Consider the following 23301-nt stretch of genomic DNA (forward strand, 5'->3'; position numbering starts at 1 on the left):
TCGCGATGGCCGCACTGCGGAGATAACCAGTGCACACAAAAACGCCGCGATGATCGCGGCGTTTTTGTGTGCACGGACTGTGGGGTTTTCCGACCAAGCGCGTCAGCGTGCAGGAGTGGGCTTGCTCGCGACGCGTCAAGTCAGGCGTCGCGATGGAGTCTGATGGACCGCCACCGCGGGCAAGCGCGCTCCTACACGTTGGCGGCGATCAGTAACTGTTACCCGTCAAGCTCGCAATGATCGACCGGTAGCTGTTCATCCGCTGTTGCTGCACGCGGCCGTCTTCAAGGCCCTTGAGCAGCGCACAACCCGGTTCGCGGTCATGTTTGCAGTCGCGGAAGCGGCATCGGCCGAGCAGGTCGTTGAATTCGATGAAGCCCGCTTCGACGTCTGCACGACTCACGTGACCCAGGCCGAATTCGCGAATCCCCGGTGAGTCGATCAGATCGCCACCGCGCGGGAAGTGGAACAGGCGGGCGGTGGTCGTGGTGTGCGTGCCCTGACCGGAATACTCCGACAACGGTCCGACACGGGTGCCGACTTCGGGCAGCAGGCTGTTCACCAGCGAGGATTTACCCACGCCGGATTGCCCGACGAAGACGCTGATGTGGCCGTCCAGTTGGTCCTGCAGGTTCTGCATGCCGTTTCCGTGGTGGGCCGAGACCTCCAGCACCGGATAACCGAGCGTGCGATAGACCTCCAGCAAAGCGTTCAGCGCCGGGGCGTTCTGATCGTCGATGAGGTCGAACTTGTTCAGCAGCAATAGCGGACGAATGCCTGCGTGTTCGGCGGCCACCAGGTAACGGTCGATCAAATTGGCGTGAGGCTCGGGCATGGGCGCGAACACGATGACGATCAGGTCCACGTTCGACGCGACCGGCTTGAGCTGGCCACGGGAGTCTGGACGGCACAGTTCGGTCGTGCGGGGCAGTTGCGCGACGATCACGCCGATACCTTGATTCCCCGCTCGCCAGACGACCTTGTCGCCTGTGACCAGGGTGGGCAGGTTGGCGCGCAAGTGGCAACGGAACACCTGACCGCTCAGTTCTCCTTCCTGCGCTTCGACTTCCACCTGTACGCCGAAATGCGCGATCACAAGTCCCGTTTGCTCCGGGCCCAGATCGCCGCCTTCCAGGGTTTCCAAGGCTTGCGATTCTCGTTTGGCGGCACGCGCGGCGCGCTCGCCCTGAATCTTTTCGATGCGCCAGTTCTGGCGACGGTTGAGTTGGCGTTTGGCCATGGGTGCTCAGTGTTCCATTGGATAAAGCAGCTGAAGGTTAAAGCGGGGGGAGTTTAGCATGCCCGCCTGAGCTAAACTGCGCGCCTAAGTTGAGGAGCCAACATATGCAGAGCAAGCAGAACCTGATCTGGATCGACCTGGAAATGACCGGTCTGGACCCCGATAACGACGTCATCATCGAAATGGCGACCATCATCACCGACAGCGAGCTCAATACGCTGGCCGAGGGGCCGGTCATCGCCGTGCATCAGAGCGATGAGCTGTTGGCCGGTATGGACGAGTGGAACACCCGTCAGCACGGCGGTTCGGGCCTGACCCAGCGCGTGCGCGAGAGCAAGATCTCCACGGCTGAGGCGGAAGCCATGACGTTGGAGTTCATCAAGCAATGGGTGCCTGAGCGCAGCTCGCCCATCTGCGGCAACAGCATCTGCCAGGATCGCCGCTTCCTTTATAAGCGCATGCCGACGCTGGAAAACTACTTCCACTACCGCAATCTGGACGTCTCCACGCTCAAGGAGCTGGCCGCGCGCTGGTCGCCTGAGCTGAAATTCAAAAAAGGCAGTACGCACCTGGCGCTGGACGACATCCGCGAATCCATCGCCGAGCTGCGTTTTTACCGCGAGCACTTCATCAAGGTCTAAAGCGTTGAGTGAAGAGGGCTTGATGAAGCGCCCTCTTTTGGTGCTCCGGCCCAGTGGTTAGACTGCGCTCCTTTTTCGCAGGGACTGCCGCCATGTTGTTGATGCTCTATCTGATCGCCATCACTGCCGAGGCCATGACAGGCGCGCTGTCTGCCGGGCGTCGCGGCATGGACTGGTTTGGCGTGGTGCTGATTGCCTGCATCACGGCGCTCGGTGGCGGTTCGGTACGCGACGTCCTGTTGGGGCACTACCCGCTGACGTGGGTCAAACACCCTGAATACCTGATACTCACCAGCGTCGCAGCGTTGGTGACGATTTTTATCGCCCCGCTGATGCGGCACCTGCGCTCACTGTTTCTGGTGCTCGACGCCCTCGGGCTGGTCGCCTTCACGGTCATCGGCTGCATGACGGCGCTGGACATGGGATTGAGCATGATGGTCGCAGCGGTCAGTGGCGTGATCACCGGGGTGTTCGGCGGGATTTTGCGGGACATCTTCTGCAACGACATCCCGCTGATCTTCCGTCGCGAGCTTTACGCCAGTGTGTCGTTCGCCGCGGCGTGGTGCTTTCTGCTGTGTCAGTGGGCGGGATTGCCGATTGAACAGGGCACACTGATCACGGTGTTCGGCGGTTTGCTGCTGCGCTTGCTGGCAATCAAATATCGCTGGGAAATGCCCAAGTTCGTTTACAAGGATGGGCATTGAGGCTCGTTGGCTTTTTAAATGGCTTGGCGCTAATCAGATGATCGCGCTTCTCATCTCATGCTGGCGCAACGCCCATTCCACATGCTCACGCACCATCTCCGAGGGATGATCGAGTCTTGCCTTCAAGGCTTCGATTACCGGAATGCTCGACGGCGCATTGCCCAGGCCTACTGCCAGATTCCTCAACCAGCGTTCATAACCGGCACGGCGCAGCGGTGAGCCTTCGGTGTTGCTCAAAAAGGTCGTTTCATCCCACAAAAACAACGTCGCCAGTTCGGCGTTATCAAGGCCGTGGCGTGGTTTGAAGTCGTTCTGGTCAGTCGGGCGGGCAAATCGGTTCCACGGGCAGACGATCTGACAATCGTCGCAGCCGAACACCCGGTTGCCGATCATCGAGCGTAGCGCTTCGGGAATAGCAGTCTTCAGCTCGATGGTCAGGTAAGAGATGCATTTGCGCGCATCCAGCACATAGGGGCCTGCAAATGCATTGGTCGGGCAGATCTCCAGGCACGCGGTACAGCGCCCGCAGTGCTCGGTCGCGTGAGGTTCGTCTACCGGCAGCGGCAGATCGACGAACAGTTCGCTGAGGAAAAAATAGCTGCCCGCCTTACGGTTGAGCACCAGCGTATTCTTGCCGATCCAGCCCAATCCGGCCTGCTCGGCAATGGCTTTTTCAAGGACCGGCGCGCTGTCGACAAAGGCTCGGAAACCGAATGGCCCGATGGCCTGCTGGACGCGCTCTGCCAGTTGTTGCACGCGTTTGCGGATCAGCTTGTGGTAGTCGCGGCCCAGCGCATAACGCGACACGTAGGCTTTCTCGGGTTCGGCCAGCCGTTGGGCCATGTGTGTGTCGCCGGGCAGATAGTCCATGCGCAACGACACAACACGTAACGTTCCCGGCACCAATTCATCCGGATGCGAACGTTTGCTGCCATGGGCTGCCATATAGTCCATCTCGCCGTGATAACCGGCTTCGAGCCAGCGCTCCAGATGCTGCTCATGCTCCGCCAGATCCAATCCCGAGATGCCGACTTGCTGGAACCCGAGCTCGCGCCCCCAGTCCTTGATCGATTGGGCAAGCTCGTTCAACCCCGCAGCCGTCATGGGCACAGAGTGTTTGGATGGATCTACTGTAATCGCGGACATTGCAAAGAGGACACCGGGGCGCAGGTGCGTATAATTCTGCCAGACATCGGAGCTCAAAGACGCATGTTGCACACCAAACCCCCATTACCCGACGCGCTGTATAGCGCCGCGCAAGTGCGTGACCTCGACGCACGCCTGATTGCAGCGGGCACGCCTGGCTTCGATTTGATGCAGCGCGCGGCTCATGCCGCGTGGCGAGCGTTGCGTCGGCGCTGGCCTGAAGCACGGCAACTGACCGTGCTGGCGGGGCGCGGCAATAATGCGGGCGACGGCTATCTGATCGCTGCGCTGGCGCAGCGTGCGGGGTGGCAGGTCTCGGTACTCGCCGTGGGCGACGCTTCTGCCCTGAGCGGCGATGCAGCGTCTGCCTGCAAAGAAGCCCAAAGCGCGGGCGTCAATGTGCTTCCATGGGAGCAGCAACCGCTGGTCGGCATCGTTGTCGATGCGTTGCTGGGCACCGGCCTCAACGGCGATGTCCGTGAACCCTATGCCAGCGCCATTCAGTGCATCAACGACAGCGGCCTGCCGGTGATGGCCGTCGATATCCCTTCGGGCCTGTGCGCGAACACCGGACGCACCCTGGGGCTGGCCGTTCGTGCTGACCTCACGGTGACATTCATAGGCCTGAAGATTGGCCTGTTCACCGGCGACGCCCCCGATCGGGTCGGTGAACTGGTGTTCGACGACCTTCAGGCCGATGCCGCGATCGTGGCCCAGACCCCGGTCAGCATTAAACGCCTGGATACATTCAATCTGCCCAGGCTGGCACCTCGCCCGCGCACGGCCCATAAAGGCATGTTTGGCCGAGTGTTGGTGGTTGGCGGCGACCTGGGGTTCGGAGGCGCAGCGCTCTTGTCCACCGAGAGCACGCTGCGTTGCGGCGCGGGAATGGTGACGTTGGCGACGCGCCCTGAGCATATTTCGGCGGCCCTGACACGTTTTCCCGAAGTCATGAGCGCGGGCATTCATTCGGCTAATCAGTTGATGGGGTTGATCGAACCCGCCAGCGTTCTGGTGGTTGGACCGGGTCTTGGGCAGCACAGCTGGGGGCGCAGTTTGCTGTCTGCCGTCGCCAACGCTGATCGCCCGCAAGTCTGGGACGCCGATGCATTGAATCAACTTGCCGCCGGTTTCGTGAGCCTGCCAAAAGGTTGCGTGATCACGCCGCATCCCGGGGAGGCTGCCCGTCTGCTGGGTGTCAGCACGCAGGAGATTCAGGCCGATCGCCCCGCGTCTGCCTTGGCGCTCGCCAAAAAGTACAACGCCGTCTGCGTACTCAAAGGCAGCGGCAGCCTGATTGCCAGTCCAGAGAAGCATCTGGCGCTGGCCGATCACGGGCATCCAGCAATGGCGACTGGCGGGTTGGGTGATGTACTGGCCGGAGTGATCGGCGCCCTGATAGCGCAAAAGATGCCCGCGTTCGATGCCGCCTGCCTTGGGGTGTGGCTGCACGCACTGGCCGGAGAAAAATGCGGAGCAAGCGGCCGGGGAATGGCTGCCGCTGATCTGATTCCTGTTATTCGTCAGCTTCTGGAGGAGCAACAACCGTGTCTGAGTTAACCCTGCATCTGGTGGGTGAAGAAGCCATGACGAACTTTGGCGCACGGATTGCCCAAGTCACTGAAAGTAATGGGATTATTTTTCTAGAGGGCGATCTGGGGGCGGGCAAGACGACGCTGTCGCGCGGGATCATACGCGGCCTGGGCCACGTCGGTGCGGTCAAAAGCCCGACATTTACCCTTGTAGAACCTTACGAAATTGGGAGGAATCGCGCGTATCACTTTGATCTCTACCGACTTGTTGATCCAGAAGAGCTAGAATTCCTCGGCATACGCGATTACTTCGAAGGGGACGCGCTTTGCCTGATCGAGTGGCCCAATCTTGGTGCAGGCTTTTTGCCAAAGCCTGACCTGATCATTACCATTAGGCCCCACGCGGAAGGTCGAGCGCTGAATCTGAGCCCGAAAAGCTCGCGCGGCGAGCAGTGGTGTGCCGCTTTGGCTTTGGAATTCAAATAGATATGGGGTTAGGTATGCGCATGCGCGCGCTGGTTACTGTGGTAGGACTGCTGCTGGCGACATTGGCTGTCGACGCGTTGGCCGCTACACAGGTACGAAGTGTCCGCTTATGGCGTGCTCCGGATAACACCCGGCTGGTCTTCGACCTGTCTGGCCCGGTGCAGCACAGCGTCTTCACCCTGCAATCTCCGGATCGTCTGGTCATCGACATCAACGGTGCGACGCTGGGTGGTTCGTTGAACATTCCGACGTCCAATACGCCGATCACCAGCATGCGTTCTGCACAACGCACGCCGGATGACCTGCGGGTGGTCATCGACCTGAAAAAAGCCGTGACGCCGAAAAGTTTTACGCTGGCGCCGAACCAGCAATACGGCAACCGTCTGGTCGTCGATCTGTACGACAACCCGGCAGACGCCAATCCGCCGCCGACCGTCGCTGACACCCCTGCAACCATGGCACCCGCCACACCTGCGGTCCCCGTGAGCCCGTCGAAGCCTGAAATCAAACTGCCTCCGGTACCCAACGGCAAACGTGACATCGTGGTCGTGGTCGATGCCGGGCACGGCGGTGAGGACCCGGGGGCCTCGGGCGGTCGCGGGCAGAAAGAAAAGAACGTGGTGCTGTCGATCGCAAAAGAACTGCAGCGTCAGATCAACGCTGAAAAGGGCTATCGCGCCGAGCTGACACGTACTGGCGACTACTTCATTCCATTGCGTAAACGTACCGAGATTGCCCGCGCCAAAGGTGCGGACCTCTTCGTGTCCATTCACGCTGACGCTGCGCCTTCGTCGGCAGCCTTTGGTGCTTCGGTGTTTGCCCTGTCGGATCGAGGCGCTACCTCGGAAACCGCCCGTTGGCTGGCCGACAGCGAAAACCGTTCCGACTTGATCGGTGGTGCGGGCGCTGTGAGCCTGGATGACAAGGACCGTATGCTGGCCGGCGTACTGCTCGATCTGTCGATGACCGCCTCGTTGACTTCCAGCCTTAATGTGGGTCAGAAGGTCCTGACCAACATCGGACGGGTGACTTCGCTGCACAAGTCGCGCGTCGAGCAGGCGGGCTTCATGGTGCTCAAGTCGCCGGATATCCCGTCTATTCTGGTGGAAACCGGCTTTATCTCCAATGCCGCCGAGGCCAACAAGCTAGAAGGCTCGAGCCATCAGCAGGCGTTGGCGCGTTCCATCACTGCAGGTGTGAAGCAGTTCTTCCAGCAAAACCCGCCACAAGGCACTTACATTGCCTGGCTGCGTGACAACGGCAAGCTGGCCATGGGCGCTCGTGAGCACACGGTTCGGCCCGGTGAGTCGCTGAGCATGATTGCCGTGCGTTACGACATGAGCATGGAAGCCCTTCGCTCAGCCAACAAACTCAGCTCCGATCAGTTGAAGATTGGCCAGCAACTCAAGATCCCGAGCGCGGACCTGGCGGGTGAGCCATGACCGACCTGTTGCTCGATGAACAGGGTTTTGACGCGGGTATAAACGCCGACAGTCCGGCCGCTCAAGCGGCGCGTATCCAATTGCTCAGCCCGCGCCTGGCCAACCAGATTGCAGCAGGCGAGGTGGTTGAGCGTCCCGCGTCGGTGATCAAGGAACTACTCGAAAACAGCCTCGATTCCGGTGCGCGGCGCATCGATGTGGATGTCGAGCAGGCGGGCATCAAGCTGCTGAGGGTGCGCGACGACGGTGGTGGCATCTCTTCGGATGATCTGCCGCTGGCGTTGGCGCGACACGCCACCAGCAAGATCCGTGAGCTCGAAGACCTTGAGCGCGTCATGAGCCTTGGCTTCCGTGGCGAAGCGCTGGCGTCGATCAGTTCGGTCGCACGCTTGACGCTGACGTCTCGCACTCGCGATGCCGACCAGGCCTGGCAGGTTGAAACCGAGGGCCGCGACATGGCGTCCCGCGTTCAGCCTGCTGCACATCCGGTCGGTACCTCGGTGGAAGTGCGCGACCTGTTTTTCAACACACCCGCACGACGCAAGTTTCTCAAGGCCGAAAAAACCGAATTCGACCATCTGCAGGAAGTGATCAAGCGCATGGCGTTGGCGCGTTTCGACGTTGCCTTCCATCTGCGGCATAACGGCAAGACGATTCTCAGCCTGCACGAGGCCCGTGATGACGTGGCCCGCGCGCGTCGTGTGTCTGCGGTCTGCGGCCCAGGCTTCCTTGAGCAGGCCCTGCCCATCGAAGTCGAGCGCAACGGCTTGAAACTGTGGGGCTGGGTGGGCTTGCCGACGTTCTCGCGCAGCCAGGCCGATCTGCAGTACTTCTTCGTCAACGGCCGCGCGGTTCGCGACAAACTGGTCGCGCACGCGGTGCGTCAGGCCTATCGCGATGTGCTGTTCAATGGGCGTCATCCGACGTTTGTGCTGTTTTTTGAAGTCGATCCGGCCGTGGTCGACGTCAACGTGCACCCGACCAAGCACGAAGTGCGCTTTCGTGACGGGCGCATGGTTCACGATTTCCTGTACGGCACGCTGCACCGCGCACTGGGTGACGTGCGCCCCGAAGATCAATTGGCCGGCACGACATCGGTCACGGCGTTAGTGCGTCCGACCGGACCGGAAGCGGGCGAGTTTGGGCCGCAAGGCGAGATGCGGCTGGCGAACAATCTGCTGGAAACCCCGCAAGGTTCTGCCTGGAATTCGTCATCCGAGGCGGGCGCTGGGAGCGGGAACGGGGCGGGTTATCAGTATCAGTACACGCCCCGTCCTTCCTCGATGCTGCCGATCGCCGAGGCTCAGGCCGCGTATCGTGAGTTCTTCGCACCATTGCCCGGCGCGCAGGCGAATCCGGCGTCGACGGGCGTCGCCCTGCCCGAGTCTCAGGGCGATGTCCCGCCATTGGGCTACGCACTGGCGCAACTCAAAGGCATTTATATCCTCGCGGAAAACGCACACGGCCTGGTCTTGGTGGACATGCACGCCGCTCACGAGCGGATCATGTACGAACGCCTGAAGGTCGCCATGGCCAGCGAAGGGCTCAGCGGTCAGCCGTTGTTGGTGCCCGAATCGATCGCCGTCAGTCAGCGTGAAGCCGATTGCGCTGAAGAACATATGGCGACCTTCCAGCAGTTGGGTTTCGAGCTGCAGCGCCTCGGCCCGGAGAGTCTGGCAATTCGGCAGATTCCCGCGCTGCTCAAGCAGGCTGAAGCCAATCGCCTGGTGCACGACGTGCTGGCCGACTTGATGGAGTACGGCACCAGCGACCGCGTACAGGCGCACATGAACGAGCTGCTCGGCACCATGGCCTGTCACGGGGCGATCCGTGCCAATCGGCGTCTGGCAATTCCGGAAATGAACGGCCTCCTACGCGACATGGAAAACACCGAACGCAGCGGTCAATGCAACCATGGACGGCCGACCTGGACCCAACTGGGCCTGGACGATCTCGACAAACTGTTCCTGCGCGGTCGCTGATGAGTGCTCTTCCTCCGGCCATCTTCCTGATGGGGCCGACCGCCGCTGGCAAGACCGATCTGGCTATCGAACTGACCAAAGTGCTGCCTTGCGAGTTGATCAGCGTCGATTCGGCGCTGGTTTATCGGGGCATGGACATCGGCACCGCCAAGCCTTCAAAAGCGCTTCTGGACAAGTATCCGCACCGCCTGATCGATATCCTCGATCCGTCGCAGAGTTATTCCGCTGCCGATTTTCGTACGGACGCGCTGCAGGCCATGGCTGAAATCACTGCCCGGGGAAAAATTCCCCTGCTGGTGGGCGGCACCATGTTGTATTTCAAGGCTCTATTGGAAGGCCTGGCAGACATGCCGGCCGCCGATGCCGAGGTCCGGGCGCAACTGGAAGCCGAAGCGATCAGTCGTGGCTGGCAGGCCTTGCACGATGAGTTGGCGAGTATCGACCCGGTGTCGGCGGCCAGAATCCATCCCAATGATCCTCAGCGGCTGGTTCGGGCGCTGGAAGTCTATCGGGTCAGCGGGATGAGCATGACCGCACATCGCGAGCAACAAAGTGCGCAAAGTGCTCAAGCTGGCGGTTCGGGGCGGCATCAATTGCCCTATACTGTCGCAAATCTCGCGATCGCACCGACGGATCGCAAGGTATTGCATGACCGGATCGCACTGCGTTTCAGGCAAATGCTTGATGAAGGATTCGTTGAAGAAGTTGTGGCGTTGCGTTCGAGGGGTGACCTGCACTCGAATTTACCGTCTATAAGAGCTGTAGGGTATCGCCAGGTCTGGGATTATCTGGACGGCAAACTGACCCGGGACGAGATGCAGGAACGCGGCATCATCGCCACGCGTCAATTGGCCAAGAGACAGTTCACCTGGTTGCGAAGCTGGGAAGATTTACACTGGTTGGACAGCCTGGCTTGCGACAATCTGCCACGCACCTTGAAATACCTGGGATCGGCCTCCATATTGAGCTGAGTCCTTGCAATAGCCGTCTATCCTTGGGGGGTAACGGCCCAAGCCAATGTTTTCGAATTTATTCTATTGATCCTTAAAGGAGTGCGGCACATGTCAAAAGGGCATTCGCTACAAGACCCTTACCTGAACACTTTGCGTAAAGAAAAGGTTGGGGTTTCGATCTATCTGGTAAACGGTATCAAGCTGCAAGGCACGATCGAGTCCTTCGACCAGTTCGTTATTTTGCTGAAGAACACTGTCAGCCAAATGGTTTACAAGCACGCCATCTCCACCGTCGTTCCGGTTCGTCCTATTCGTCTGCCTAGCGCAACCGAATCCGACCAGGCTGACGCAGAGCCAGGTAACGCCTGATAGGAGTCTGCTTTGTTCTTTGAGCGCCACGGTGGTGGTGAGCGGGCAATCCTCGTTCATTTGGATGGTCAGGACCCTGAGGCGCGCGAAGATCCGCAGGAGTTCCGGGAGCTTGCTCTTTCGGCAGGTGCCGATATCGTCGCGTTTATCAACGTGCCACGGCATCGGCCAACGGCCAAATATCTGGTAGGCAGCGGCAAGGTCGAAGAGTTAAGGGACCTGGTCAAAGCCGAGAAATCGGATATCGTCATTTTCAATCATGTCCTTACGCCCAGTCAGGAACGCAACCTTGAACGAGTTTTCGAGTGTCGCGTGCTTGACCGTACGGGCCTGATTCTCGACATCTTCGCCCAGCGGGCGCGCACTCATGAAGGCAAGTTGCAGGTCGAGCTGGCCCAGCTCGAGCACATGAGCACGCGTCTGGTTCGTGGCTGGACTCACCTTGAGCGTCAGGGCGGTGGTATCGGCCTGCGTGGTCCGGGTGAAACCCAGCTGGAAACGGACCGTCGCCTGTTGCGGGTTCGCCTGCGCCAGATCAAGGGCCGTCTCGAAAAAGTCCGCAGTCAGCGTGACCAGGCTCGTCGCGGTCGTTCACGCGCCGACATTCCCACGGTGTCCATCGTGGGCTATACCAACGCCGGTAAATCGACACTCTTCAATGCGGTGACCGATTCCGACGTCTACGCTGCTGACCAGTTGTTTGCAACGCTCGACCCGACGTTGCGCCGTCTTGAGCTCAACGACCTGGGGCCGATCGTACTGGCCGACACCGTGGGCTTCATCCGTCATCTCCCGCACAAGCTGGTCGAGGCCTTTCGGGCTACGCTCGAAGAGTCGAGTAACTCGGACTTGCTGCTGCATGTCATCGACGCTCATGAGCCCGATCGCATGGAGCAGATCGAGCAGGTGATGGTGGTGCTGGGCGAGATCGGTGCCCAGGACTTGCCGATGCTGGAGGTCTATAACAAACTCGATTTGCTCGAGGGGGTCGAGCCTCAGATTCAACGCGATGCCGATGGCAAGCCGCAGCGGGTCTGGGTATCTGCTCGTGATGGTCGCGGTCTGGACTTGCTCAAGCAAGCCATTGCCGAGCTGTTGGGGAATGATCTGTTTGTCGGCACTTTGTGTCTGTCGCAACGCTTCGCCCGGCTTCGCGCCCAGTTTTTCCAGCTGGGGGCGGTGCAGAGCGAAGAGCATGACGACGAAGGTCAAAGCCTGTTGGCTGTACGTTTACCCCGAGTTGAATTCAATCGCCTGGTGAGTCGCGAAGGACTGCAGCCGCTGGAATTCATCGAGCAACACACTTTGCAATAAAAGCCTGAAAAAGCGGTTGTGCTGCTTTGACAGGCATTCTGTAGCATTGGTCGGCGCGCCGCGGGCGCGTCTTTGCTTTATCAGATGGAGAGCGCTATGGCTTGGAATGAGCCGGGTGGCAACTCGAATAATCAGGATCCTTGGGGTGGTAAGCGCAAGGGCGGCGACCGCAAGGGGCCACCAGATCTCGACGAGGCCTTCCGAAAGCTGCAGGAAAGCCTGAATGGGTTGTTCGGTGGTGGTAAGAAACGCAGTGGTGATGGCGGCGGCAGTGGCGGCGGATCGGGCAAGGGCGGCGGTTTTGGCCTGCTCGGCATCGGTCTGGTCGTGCTGCTCGCCATCTGGCTCTACAACGCGATCTATGTGGTCGACGAGCAAGAACAAGCCGTTGTGCTGCGTTTCGGCAAGTATTACGAAACCGTTGGATCGGGTCTGAACATTTATTTCCCGCCATTCGATCGCAAGTACCTCGAAAACGTGACGCGCGAGCGTGCCTACAGCAAGCAGGGCCAGATGCTCACCGAAGACGAAAACATCGTCGAGGTGCCGTTGACCGTGCAGTACAAGATCACCAACCTGCAGGATTTCGTGCTGAACGTCGATCAGCCTGAAGTCAGCCTGCAACACGCAACCGAAAGCGCACTGCGTCATGTGGTCGGTTCGACCGCCATGGACCAGGTGCTGACCGAAGGTCGTGAATTGATGGCAAGCGAGATCAAGGAGCGCTTGCAGCGTTTCCTCGACACCTATCGCACCGGTATCACTGTGACCCAGGTGAACGTACAAAGCGCAGCTGCGCCGCGTGAAGTTCAGGAAGCTTTCGATGACGTGATCCGTGCCCGTGAAGACGAGCAGCGTTCGCGCAACCAGGCCGAAACCTACGCTAACGGTGTGATTCCGGAAGCCCGTGGTCAGGCCCAGCGCATCGTCGAAGATGCCAACGGTTACCGTGACGAAGTGGTATCTCGTGCCAAGGGTGAGGCGGATCGCTTTACCAAACTGGTCGCCGAGTACCGCAAGGCGCCAGAGGTTACTCGCGAGCGTCTGTATCTGGACACCATGCAAGAAGTCTTCAGCAACACCAGCAAGGTGCTCGTGACCGGTGACAAAGGTCAGAACAACCTGCTCTACCTGCCGTTGGACAAAATGATCGAAAGCAGTCGTAACGGTTCGGCATCGTCGGCGAGCGGTGCTGCGACCACCGTCGTCGATCCGGGCTCTCGGGCCGCGGACATGCAACAGCAACGTGACACGCGCACTAGGGAGACTCGCTGATGAGCAATAAATCTCTGGTTGCCCTGATTGTCTGTGTCGTATTGGCCGTTGTGGCGTGGAACAGCTTCTACATCGTCGCTCAGACCGAGCGCGCCGTGCTGCTGCAATTCGGTCGCGTGGTTCAGGCTGATGTTCCGCCGGGTCTGCACGTCAAGGTTCCGTACGTAAACCAGGTCCGTAAGTTCGACGGCCGCCTGTTGACGCTCGATGCGCCGACTCAGCGTTTCCTGACGCTGGAAAAGAAAGCCGTCATGGTCGATGCCTATGCCAAATGGCGCGTGAAGGACGCTGAGCGTTTCTACACCGCGACATCGGGTTTGAAGCAGATCGCCGACGAGCGTCTCTCGCGTCGTCTTGAGTCGGGTCTGCGTGACCAGTTCGGCAAACGCACCCTGCACGAAGCCGTGTCGGGCGAGCGTGATGCGCTGATGGCCGACATCACCGCCTCGCTGAACAAGATGGCCGAGAAAGAGCTGGGCATCGAAGTCATCGACGTTCGCGTCAAGGCGATCGACCTGCCGAAGGAAGTGAACCGCAGCGTGTTCGAGCGGATGAGCACCGAGCGTGAGCGTGAGGCTCGCGAGCATCGCGCCAAGGGTAACGAGCTGGCAGAAGGCATTCGTGCCGATGCTGATCGTCAACGCCGCGTGCTGCTGGCTGAGGCGTATCGCGAGTCCGAGGAAGCGCGTGGTGACGGTGATGCACAAGCCGCCGCGATCTATTCCAAGGCCTACGGTCAGGACCAGGAGTTCTATGCGTTCTATCGCAGCCTGCGCGCCTACCGTGAAAGCTTTGCCAACAAAAGTGACGTGATGGTGCTTGACCCGGGCAGCGAATTCTTCCGCTATCTGAATAAAGCCAAACCGTGATCGTCAACCGCAATTGAGAGCTCCGCCGGGCGGCAAAACTGTCCGGCGGGGTGATCGCACGCGAAAACGTGTGTATGATACGGCAGCCGGGAAATTCCCGGCTTTTTTGCGTCTACACGATTGATTGGCCGTGGCGTGTTTCGTGCGCGGCAGTTTTTTCGAGGACAGTGTTGGCAAAGCTGCGGCGCGTCTCGTTCCGGGATCATCGGTCCCTGGACACGTTCGTCGGGCTCAACGCTGTCTGCTTCACTCAAGGCTTGCCCAAGGGTTGGCCGCCCGGATCATAGGGGAAAGGCGTAATGGCAACGGTTGACCGCTGGCTGCTGCCGGATGGCATCGAAGAAGTACTGCCGCCGGAAGCTGCGCGCATAGAAGTGGCGCGTCGTCAGGTGTTGGATCTGTTTCAGAGCTGGGGCTATGAGTTCGTCGTCACCCCACACATCGAATACCTGGAATCACTGCTCACAGGCGCTGGCCAGGATCTGGATCTGCGCACCTTCAAGGTGGTCGATCCGCAGTCGGGTCGGCAGATGGGTTTCCGCGCGGACATCACGCCGCAGGTCGCCCGCATCGATGCGCATACCTTGCGCCGTGAAGGCCCGAGCCGCTTGTGCTACGCCGGCAGCGTCCTGCACGCTCAGCCGCGTGCGCTGTCTTCCTCGCGCAGTCCGATCCAGCTAGGGGCCGAGTTGTACGGCGATGCCAGTCCAAGCAGCGATGTCGAAGTCATCAGCCTGATGCTGGCTATGCTGAAACTGGCAGATGTGCCTGACGTGCACATGGATCTGGGGCATGTCGGTATCTACCGTGGCCTGGCCCGTGCGGCCGGTTTGTCCGGTGAAGTCGAGCAACAGCTGTTTGATGCATTGCAGCGCAAGGCCATCGACGAGGTCGTTGCCTTGACCGAAAACCTGCCGGCGGACCTGGCAGCCATGCTGCGTGCGCTGGTCAATCTGTGCGGCGGCCGTGAGGTATTGACCGCTGCCCGTGATCGTCTGGTCAAGGCGCCAGCACCGGTCATTGACGCGCTGGATGACTTGCTGGAAATCGCCGAGCGGCTGTCGGCGCGTTTCCCTGATCTACCGTTGTACTTCGACCTCGGTGAGCTGCGCGGCTATCACTACCATACCGGTGTGGTGTTCGCGGTGTTCGTGCCGGGTGTCGGCCAGTCGATCGCCCAAGGTGGTCGTTACGATGACATCGGTGCCGACTTCGGTCGCGCGCGTCCGGCAACGGGCTTCTCCACCGATTTGAAAACCCTGGTCACGCTGGGGCGGGCGCAGATCGAGCTACCGTCTGGCGGTATCTGGATGCCTGACAGCACCGATGCGGCACTCTGGCAGAAAGTCTGCCAGCTGCGCGGCGAAGGTGAACGCGTGGTTCAGGCGTTGCCAGGCCAGTCGGTCTCGGCGGCGAAAGAAGCCGACTGCGATCGGCAATTGATTCAGCACGGCGAGCTTTGGCAGGTACTGCCGCTGGCCTCTTGAGTTTTCCAGTCGGCTGCAGCCGGCACCCAGTTTGCGTGAATGAGGACAAGTGTTATGGGTAAGAATGTCGTAGTCCTGGGCACCCAATGGGGTGATGAGGGCAAAGGCAAGATCGTTGATCTGCTGACCGAACATGCTACCGCGGTAGTTCGCTATCAAGGCGGTCACAACGCCGGTCACACCCTGGTGATCGATGGCGAGAAAACCGTTCTGCACCTGATTCCGTCCGGCGTGCTGCGCGAAGGCGTTCAGTGCCTGATCGGCAACGGCGTGGTCGTGGCGCCTGACGCACTCATGCGTGAAATCACCAAGCTGGAAGAGAAGGGTATTCCGGTGCGCGAGCGTCTGCGCATCAGCCCGTCCTGCCCGCTGATCCTGTCCTACCACGTTGCGCTGGACCAAGCGCGTGAAAAAGCCCGTGGCGAGCACAAGATCGGTACGACCGGTCGTGGCATCGGCCCGGCTTACGAAGACAAGGTTGCGCGTCGTGGCCTGCGCATCGGTGATCTGTTCCACCGTGAGCGCTTCGCCGCCAAGCTGGGCGAGTTGCTGGATTACCACAACTTCGTTCTGGTCAATTACTACAAAGAGCCGGCAATCGACTTCCAGAAAACACTCGACGAGTGCATGGAATACGCTGAGCTGCTCAAGCCGATGATGCTCGACGTCACCGCTGCACTGCACGAAATGCGTCGTGCTGGCAAAGACATCATGTTCGAAGGCGCACAGGGTTCGCTGCTCGACATCGACCACGGTACTTACCCGTACGTCACCAGCTCCAACACCACCGCTGGCGGCATCGCCACCGGTTCGGGTGTCGGCCCGATGTTCCTGGACTACATCCTGGGCATCACCAAGGCGTACACCACGCGCGTGGGTTCCGGCCCGTTCCCGACCGAGCTGTTTGACGACGTGGGTGCATTCCTGGCCAAGCGCGGTCATGAGTTCGGCGCGACTACCGGCCGTGCCCGTCGTTGCGGCTGGTTCGACGCTGTCATCTTGCGCCGTGCCATCGACGTCAACAGCATCTCGGGCATTTGCCTGACCAAGCTGGACGTGCTCGACGGTCTCGAAACCATCAACATCTGTGTGGGCTACAAGAACGCAGATGGCGCAGTCATCGACGCGCCGACCGATGCTGACAGCTACATCGGCCTGGAGCCCGTGTACGAGCAAATGCCTGGCTGGTCGGAATCGACACTCGGCGCCAAGACCCTGGAAGAGCTGCCAGCCAACGCGCGCGCTTACATCGCCCGTCTGGAAGAGCTGGTCGGTGCGCCGATCGACATTATTTCGACGGGCCCTGATCGCAACGAGACCATCGTTCTGCGTCACCCGTTCGCTTGATAAGTCATTGAAATAAAAACAAAGGGTCGCTCAGGCGGCCCTTTGTTTTGCCTGCGTGATCGTCCTCGCAATATCGGCACAACACTTGCTGTAAATACCGCCAGAAAAGATGCCATCACTTTAATGGCGTTTGTTGTGGGGGAATCTCCTGTGTCAGCTGTCCTTTCGCTTCTTCGCAGTCGCTTGCTGCGCCCCGTATTCATTGCGCTTGGTATTGCCCTTTTGGTGCAGGTCTTGGTGGCGGTCGCCCTTACCCGGAGCACTGTAACTGCGCTGGAGGCCGACCTCGCCGCACGACTTGGGGTAGATTCGCAACACTTGTCGGGGGAATTGGAGCAGGCGAGCCGTGACGTAACGTCGAGTCTCGACAGCCTTTCTCAAAACACCCGTCAACGTCTTAGCAGCGGATTGTCCGCCCGTCTGAAGGATGAGCAGAAGCAACTGCGCGCCACGCTGGAAAAAGATCTCAAAGACTCGGCTACCGATATGGCTGAGCTGCTCGCGGCGGTTGCCCCGCGCGCCATGTGGGATGGTGATACCCCGACGCTGTCCGAATTCGCGCGGCGTGCGCAGCGCAATCCCAATGTACTGTTCGTGGTTTATGACGATGCGCAGGGCGAGCATCTGACCCGCTACCTGAATCGTGAGAACGAATCGATCAAATCACTGCTGGCCAAGGGTGAGGGTGAGCGGGCCATGGATAAGGTGCTCAATGCCGCGCAGAAGGACCCTTCGGTCTACTACGTCGAAGCATCGATCAGCCCCAACGGTGTGGAGATCGGCAAGGTGCGCATGGGCGTATCGACCGCTACCGTCGAAGAAAACCTGGCGGCGCTGGACAAGCGTTTCACTGCGCTGATTGGCAGTGGCGAGCAGCTTGTCTCAGAGAGTCTGGGGGGCGCCGCCGCTGAGAGTTCCAGTGCCCTGCGGTCCCGTCTGACGACGGCGCAGACGGCGGCATCGGCGATGGCTACCAATACCAGTACGACCGTCCAGGATGCTGCAGCCACGCTGCGTTGGAGAATCGGCGTGGGCCTGGCGTTGGTCGGTCTGGGCGTATTGCTCGCGCTGGCCGTGGTGCTGGGTCGTCGCGTGGTCCTGCGGCTGCAGTTGCTCAATCGCGCGCTGGATGATCTGGCGGCGGGCGAGGGAGACTTGACCAAGCGCGTCAAACTTAACAGTAACGACGAAATCGGCGATATGGCGGCGGCGGTGAACCGATTCGTGGACAAGCTTCAACCGATCGTCCGTGAGGCGGGTGACGTTGCGCAGCAGACCGGTGTCGAGATCGGTGCCATGAGTAAACGCAACGCCGGTGCTGACGCAGCCGCGGAACTGCAGCGCGATGAGGTGGCAGCCAGTCTCCAGGCGTTGGCGCAAATGGCTGACGAAGCGCAGGCCGAGAGTCAGGCCATGCAGGCAGCGCTGCAGCAGGTGGTGGATATTCGTCAGGCGACGGATGAAAACACCCGCACCTCCAATCAAGTCGGTGGCTTGATCGAGGCGTTGGCCGGGCAGGTTGAAGCCGGCTCACAGGTCATTGAGCGCCTGGCGCAGCAGAGCCAGCAGATTGAAGTGGTGTTGGAGGTGATCCACGGCATTGCCGAGCAGACCAACCTCTTGGCGCTTAACGCAGCCATTGAGGCTGCGCGTGCGGGCGAGACGGGGCGTGGTTTTGCGGTGGTCGCCGATGAGGTGCGGGCGCTCGCCAGCAAGACGCAAAGTTCCACAGGGGATATTCAGGAGCACATTGCCAAGTTGCAGTCCGGCGCCAAGGAGGCCGTCGCGACCATCGGCCTGGCGGGGCGTCAGGCCAAGGAAGGGCTCGCGGTCTTGCGTGACAGCGCGCGTCTTCAGCAAACCGTGCAGGTGTCGGTTGAGCAGGTTCACGCAGCCATTGGATTGGCGACCCGCGCAGCTGAGCATCAGGCCAAGGGTGCTCAGGCCGTGAGAGGGCGCGTGGAGAATATCCATGCACAAGCCGAGAAGGCTGCGCAGGCGGTCGTTGAAACGACGGCAAGCGGGAAGACGCTGGATAGGCTTGCGGCGCAGTTGAAGGCGAGTCTGGGGCAGTTCCGGGCTTGATGCGGTTTTGACCGACCCTTTGCAGGCGTGAGCTTGATCGCGATCACGATACATCAGCCAGTGCTGCGCTCGCTGATGTAGGGCTATCGCGAGCAAGCACGCCTGCGGGCAATGCGTGCCTTGGCTCTGAGAATTCCAATCCCCGAAAAGCACAAAACCGAGCACTTGGCTCGGTTTCGTTTTGTTTGGTGCCCAGGAGAAGACTCGAACTTCCACGACCGTAAGGTCACCAGCACCTGAAGCTGGCGTGTCTACCAATTTCACCACCTGGGCATGGCGCTGATTTAATTAGATTTTTCATTTCAATGCAACACAAATTTGCGATTTTGTGAGGGCGATGAGAAATCTTCAGCGGGATGCAGACGCAGCGGGAGTTCGATAGGGAGGAGGAAGTGATCTACGCTCAGATCTGTTTTGTGGGGCGGTTGATTTTCAAACCCCAGAAAGCACAAAACCGAGCACTTGGCTCGGTTTCGTTAAATTGGTGCCCAGAAGAAGACTCGAACTTCCACGACCGTAAGGTCACCAGCACCTGAAGCTGGCGTGTCTACCAATTTCACCATCTGGGCAATTCGTTGATTTCAATCGACTAATTTTTCAAAAAGCCGTTTGATTTCAACTACAACGTGGCAGTGCCGTCGTTGTGGGGCGCATCTTACGGATGAGATTCGAGGCTGTAAACCCCCGTTGAGAAATTTTTTTTGAAATAGCGAAAAGCGACAGCAAACGCTGTCTTAGCGTTTCAATCTGGTATATGCCAAACTAATTGCATACAGATAAGGTGAACTCATTCCAATGGCCGATTGGCAGTCCCTCGATCCCGAGGCCGCTCGTGAAGCGGAAAAATACGAAAATCCCATCCCTAGCCGTGAGCTGATTCTGGCGCACCTCTCCGACCGTGGCTCGCCTGCTGCCCGTGAGGAGCTGGTGGAAGAGTTCGGTCTGACGACTGAAGATCAGATCGAAGCCCTTCGCCGCCGCTTGCGCGCGATGGAGCGTGATGCACAGCTGATCTACACCCGCCGAGGCACGTATGCGCCAGTGGACAAGCTCGACCTGATCCTTGGGCGCATCAGCGGCCATCGCGACGGTTTTGGCTTCCTGGTGCCGGACGACGGCTCAGACGACTTGTTCATGAGTCCCGCGCAGATGCGTCTGGTGTTCGATGGCGACCGCGCACTGGCGCGTGTTTCCGGTCTGGACCGTCGCGGTCGTCGTGAAGGCGTCATCGTCGAAGTCGTTTCTCGCGCCCATGAAACGGTCGTCGGACGCTATTTCGAAGAAAGTGGCATCGGCTTCGTTGTGCCGGACAATCCGAAAATCCAGCAGGAAGTGCTGGTCACGCCGGGTCGCAACGCCAGCGCCAAGGTCGGCCAGTTCGTCGAGGTGAAAATCACCCACTGGCCGACGCCGCGCTTCCAGCCTCAAGGTGACGTGGTCGAGGTCGTAGGCAACTACATGGCGCCGGGCATGGAAATCGATGTCGCGCTGCGCACTTACGATATTCCTCACGTCTGGCCTGAGGCGGTGCTTAAGGAAGCTGCCAAGCTCAAGCCGGAAGTGGAAGAGAAAGACAAGGAACATCGTGTCGATCTGCGCCACCTGCCGTTCGTGACAATCGACGGTGAAGACGCGCGCGACTTCGACGACGCGGTGTTTTGCGAAGCCAAGCCCGGGAAGCTGCGCTTGTTCTCCGGTGGCTGGAAGCTTTACGTGGCGATTGCCGACGTCTCCAGCTATGTGAAGATCGGTTCGGCGCTGGACGCCGAGTCTCAAGTGCGTGGCAACTCGGTGTATTTCCCTGAGCGCGTCGTGCCGATGCTGCCTGAGCAGTTGTCCAACGGCCTGTGCTCGTTGAACCCGCTGGTCGACCGTTTGGCGATGGTGTGCGAGATGACCATCTCCAAAACCGGCGAGATGACCGACTACGTGTTCTACGAAGCCGTCATTCATTCCCATGCCCGTTTGACCTACAACAAGGTCAGCTCGATTCTGGAGCATCCGAAATCCGCAGAAGCGAAACAGCTTCGCGGTGAATACGGCGAAGTGGTCCCGCACCTCAAGCAGCTGTACGCGCTGTACAAGGTGTTGCTGGGCGCCCGTCACGTGCGCGGCGCGATCGATTTCGAAACCCAGGAAACCCGGATCATCTTCGGCTCGGAGCGCAAGATTGCGGAAATCCGCCCGACGACGCGCAACGATGCTCACAAATTGATCGAAGAGTGCATGCTGGCTGCCAACGTGGCCACCGCCGAATTCCTCAAGAAGCACGAGATTCCAGCGCTGTACCGTGTTCACGATGGTCCGCCGCCGGAGCGTCTGGAAAAACTGCGCGCGTTCCTGGGCGAGTTGGGACTTTCCCTGCACAAGGGCAAAGACGGTCCGACGCCGAAGGACTATCAGGCGCTGCTGGAAACCATCAAGGACCGTCCGGATTACCACCTGATCCAGACCGTCATGCTGCGTTCGCTCAGTCAGGCGGTTTACAGCTCCGACAATAACGGTCACTTCGGTCTGAACTACGAGGCGTATACGCATTTCACCTCGCCGATTCGCCGTTACCCGGACTTGCTGACCCATCGCGCCATTCGCAGCGTAATCCGCTCCAAGCAGGACACGCCGCATGTCCGCCGTGCCGGCGCTGCGTCGATTCCGAAGGCGCGTATCTATCCGTACGACGAAGCCGTGCTCGAGCAGCTGGGCGAGCAGTGCTCCATGAGCGAGCGCCGTGCCGACGAGGCAACCCGCGACGTCACGAACTGGCTCAAGTGCGAGTTCATGAAGGACCGCGTGGGTGAGTCGTTCCCTGGCGTGATTACCGCCGTGACCGGTTTCGGCCTGTTCGTCGAGCTGACCGATATTTACGTCGAAGGTCTGGTTCACGTCACCGCTCTGCCGGGCGATTACTACCATTTCGATCCGGTCCATCACCGTCTGGCGGGCGAGCGCACCGGGCGCAGTTTCCGTCTGGGCGACACCGTGGAAGTGCGGGTCATGCGCGTCGATCTGGACGAGCGCAAGATCGACTTCGAGATGTCTGAAAAAACCACCAGCGCGCCGATCGGTCGCAAGCGCAAGGCCGCCGAGCCTGCTCCGGTGGAAAAAGAGAAAGACAAAGAGAAAGCGTCGGCCGCACGACCAAGCCGTCGTAGTGCGTCCAAAGAGCCTGTCGTCGAGGCGTATCGCCCAAGCGACGCGGCCGCCAAAAACGCCGAAGTTCGCAAAAGCCGCGAGATGAAGAAAGCCTTGTTGGCGGAAGCGAAGGGCGGTAGTAAGGCGACGTCGGGAAAGTCGTCCCGCAGTGACGCTGCGCCTGAAGGCAATTCCGGCAAACCGAGTAAGCACCGCAAGGGCCCGTCGAAGTCGGGCTCGGCTCCAGCTGCGAAGAGCGGCGGGGTGCGTAAACCTAAGGCGAAGTCATGAGTTCGTTGGAAAAAATCTACGGTGTTCACGCCGTAGAAGCGCTGTTGCGGCATCACCCGAAGCGGGTCAAGCAGATCTGGTTGGCGGAAGGGCGTAGCGATCCGCGCGTTCAGGTGCTGATCGATCTGGCTGCACAGAATCGCGTATCGGTCGGTCAGGCCGAGCGTCGTGAAATGGACGCTTGGGTTGAGGGCGTGCATCAGGGCGTGGTGGCGGATGTCAGTCCGAGCCAGGTCTGGGGCGAAGCGATGCTCGACGAGTTGCTCGACCGTACCGAAGGCGCGCCCTTGATTCTTGTGCTCGACGGCGTGACCGATCCACACAACCTCGGCGCTTGCCTGCGTACCGCCGATGCTGCCGGTGCGCTCGCCGTGATTGTGCCCAAGGACAAATCCGCCACGTTGACCCCCACCGTTCGGAAGGTGGCGTGTGGCGCTGCCGAAGTGATCCCGCTGGTGGCGGTGACCAACCTTGCGCGCACGCTGGAAAAACTCCAGCAGCGTGGTCTGTGGGTGGTCGGCACCGCTGGCGAGGCCGAGCAAGAGCTGTATCAGCAGGATTTGACCGGCCCGACCATCATGATCATGGGCGCGGAAGGCAAGGGCATGCGTCGCCTGACCCGTGAGCATTGCGATTACCTGGTCCGCCTGCCGATGGCGGGCAGTGTCAGCAGTCTCAACGTTTCGGTCGCTACCGGCGTGTGCCTGTTCGAAGCCATGCGGCAGCGCAGTGTGAAAGCAGCCGCCAAAAAGTAGGCCTGACTCAGTCTCTGTGGGAGCGAATTCATTCGCGATGCGGTATTTCAGTCGATGAAGCTTGTGTCGTCTGGGCAACTGTCTCGCGAATGAATTCGCTCCCACAGGTCCGTATTCATTCCGGATTGCGTTTTACAACTCCGCTGCTCAAATAATCACCAATTTCCTTGCGCCGTCTCTGGCCCTTCTCTACAATTGCGCCCCTTGCTGTCATGGCAGGCGCGCATGTGCCTGTCCCTGTGCAAGATAAA

The 23301-nt window shown here is 60.0% G+C and carries 17 protein-coding genes, 2 tRNA genes and 2 pseudogenes; 17 read left to right on the forward strand and 4 right to left on the reverse strand.

Annotated elements, in window-relative coordinates; genetic code table 11:
* Positions 1–208: 208 nt before the first annotated feature.
* Entirely contained in the window at positions 209–1240 is a 1032-nt protein-coding gene (gene rsgA / locus ABDX87_RS16500) for a small ribosomal subunit biogenesis GTPase RsgA (protein WP_346828848.1), read from the reverse strand.
* 104 nt (positions 1241–1344) lie between these two features.
* On the opposite strand from rsgA, the gene orn reads away from it, so the two are divergent.
* Complete coding sequence (orn, locus tag ABDX87_RS16505; protein WP_074751815.1) at positions 1345–1881, forward strand: oligoribonuclease; 537 nt, start codon at positions 1345–1347, stop codon at positions 1879–1881.
* Between the two features lie 92 nt (positions 1882–1973).
* A complete protein-coding gene (locus tag ABDX87_RS16510) occupies positions 1974–2585 on the forward strand; it encodes a trimeric intracellular cation channel family protein (RefSeq protein WP_346828849.1) in 612 nt (203 codons plus the stop codon).
* Positions 2586–2618: 33 nt separating this feature from the next.
* Here ABDX87_RS16510 and queG read toward each other — a convergent pair whose 3' ends face one another.
* Positions 2619–3689, reverse strand: a complete 1071-nt coding sequence (gene queG, locus ABDX87_RS16515) for a tRNA epoxyqueuosine(34) reductase QueG (protein WP_346833543.1) — start codon at positions 3687–3689, stop codon at positions 2619–2621.
* A gap of 105 nt (positions 3690–3794) precedes the next feature.
* Between queG and ABDX87_RS16520 the strand changes: the two genes are divergently transcribed.
* The 13 genes and pseudogenes from ABDX87_RS16520 to ABDX87_RS29245 all read left to right on the forward strand — a co-directional run.
* On the forward strand, positions 3795–5291 hold the full coding sequence (locus ABDX87_RS16520; RefSeq protein WP_346828850.1) for an NAD(P)H-hydrate dehydratase: 1497 nt from the start codon (positions 3795–3797) through the stop codon (positions 5289–5291).
* Entirely contained in the window at positions 5279–5749 is a 471-nt protein-coding gene (gene tsaE / locus ABDX87_RS16525; protein ID WP_346828851.1) for a tRNA (adenosine(37)-N6)-threonylcarbamoyltransferase complex ATPase subunit type 1 TsaE, read from the forward strand. Before ABDX87_RS16520 ends, tsaE begins: the two co-directional genes overlap by 13 nt.
* Before the next feature lie 2 nt (positions 5750–5751).
* On the forward strand, positions 5752–7191 hold the full coding sequence (locus ABDX87_RS16530) for an N-acetylmuramoyl-L-alanine amidase (protein WP_346828852.1): 1440 nt from the start codon (positions 5752–5754) through the stop codon (positions 7189–7191).
* Positions 7188–9173, forward strand: coding sequence for a DNA mismatch repair endonuclease MutL (gene mutL, locus ABDX87_RS16535; protein WP_346828853.1), 1986 nt, complete (start codon positions 7188–7190; stop codon positions 9171–9173). Before ABDX87_RS16530 ends, mutL begins: the two co-directional genes overlap by 4 nt.
* Entirely contained in the window at positions 9173–10144 is a 972-nt protein-coding gene (miaA, locus tag ABDX87_RS16540) for a tRNA (adenosine(37)-N6)-dimethylallyltransferase MiaA (RefSeq protein ID WP_346828854.1), read from the forward strand. Before mutL ends, miaA begins: the two co-directional genes overlap by 1 nt.
* Before the next feature lie 90 nt (positions 10145–10234).
* Positions 10235–10495 carry an RNA chaperone Hfq gene (hfq, locus tag ABDX87_RS16545; protein ID WP_062379035.1) on the forward strand — a complete coding sequence of 87 codons (261 nt, stop codon included), beginning with the start codon at positions 10235–10237 and terminating at the stop codon, positions 10493–10495.
* A 12-nt stretch (positions 10496–10507) separates the two neighbouring features.
* Positions 10508–11809 (forward strand): ribosome rescue GTPase HflX, encoded by a 1302-nt coding sequence (hflX, locus tag ABDX87_RS16550; RefSeq protein WP_074751831.1) that lies wholly within the window; start codon positions 10508–10510, stop codon positions 11807–11809.
* Between the two features lie 96 nt (positions 11810–11905).
* Positions 11906–13084 carry an FtsH protease activity modulator HflK gene (hflK, locus tag ABDX87_RS16555; RefSeq protein ID WP_346828855.1) on the forward strand — a complete coding sequence of 393 codons (1179 nt, stop codon included), beginning with the start codon at positions 11906–11908 and terminating at the stop codon, positions 13082–13084.
* On the forward strand, positions 13084–13953 hold the full coding sequence (gene hflC, locus ABDX87_RS16560) for a protease modulator HflC (RefSeq protein ID WP_346828856.1): 870 nt from the start codon (positions 13084–13086) through the stop codon (positions 13951–13953). Before hflK ends, hflC begins: the two co-directional genes overlap by 1 nt.
* Before the next feature lie 299 nt (positions 13954–14252).
* Positions 14253–15440, forward strand: a complete 1188-nt coding sequence (locus ABDX87_RS16565; protein ID WP_346828857.1) for an ATP phosphoribosyltransferase regulatory subunit — start codon at positions 14253–14255, stop codon at positions 15438–15440.
* Positions 15441–15494: 54 nt separating this feature from the next.
* Positions 15495–16787, forward strand: coding sequence for an adenylosuccinate synthase (locus ABDX87_RS16570; RefSeq protein WP_346828858.1), 1293 nt, complete (start codon positions 15495–15497; stop codon positions 16785–16787).
* 966 nt (positions 16788–17753) lie between these two features.
* Positions 17754–17966 (forward strand): annotated as a pseudogene (locus ABDX87_RS29240) (methyl-accepting chemotaxis protein); the annotation flags it as partial.
* 390 nt (positions 17967–18356) lie between these two features.
* A pseudogene (locus ABDX87_RS29245) lies at positions 18357–18872 on the forward strand (methyl-accepting chemotaxis protein); the annotation flags it as partial.
* A 186-nt stretch (positions 18873–19058) separates the two neighbouring features.
* Here the strand turns inward: ABDX87_RS29245 and ABDX87_RS16580 are convergent.
* A tRNA-Leu gene (locus ABDX87_RS16580) sits at positions 19059–19145 on the reverse strand.
* Between the two features lie 209 nt (positions 19146–19354).
* Positions 19355–19441 (reverse strand) — tRNA-Leu (locus tag ABDX87_RS16585).
* A gap of 226 nt (positions 19442–19667) precedes the next feature.
* Here ABDX87_RS16585 and rnr point away from each other — a divergent pair.
* Positions 19668–22295 (forward strand): ribonuclease R, encoded by a 2628-nt coding sequence (rnr, locus tag ABDX87_RS16590; protein WP_346828860.1) that lies wholly within the window; start codon positions 19668–19670, stop codon positions 22293–22295.
* Entirely contained in the window at positions 22292–23050 is a 759-nt protein-coding gene (rlmB, locus tag ABDX87_RS16595; RefSeq protein ID WP_346828861.1) for a 23S rRNA (guanosine(2251)-2'-O)-methyltransferase RlmB, read from the forward strand. The genes rnr and rlmB overlap by 4 nt, the downstream gene beginning before the upstream one ends.
* Positions 23051–23301 lie beyond the last annotated feature (251 nt).

The organism is Pseudomonas abietaniphila, from assembly GCF_039697315.1.
Classification (GTDB): domain Bacteria; phylum Pseudomonadota; class Gammaproteobacteria; order Pseudomonadales; family Pseudomonadaceae; genus Aquipseudomonas; species Aquipseudomonas abietaniphila_B.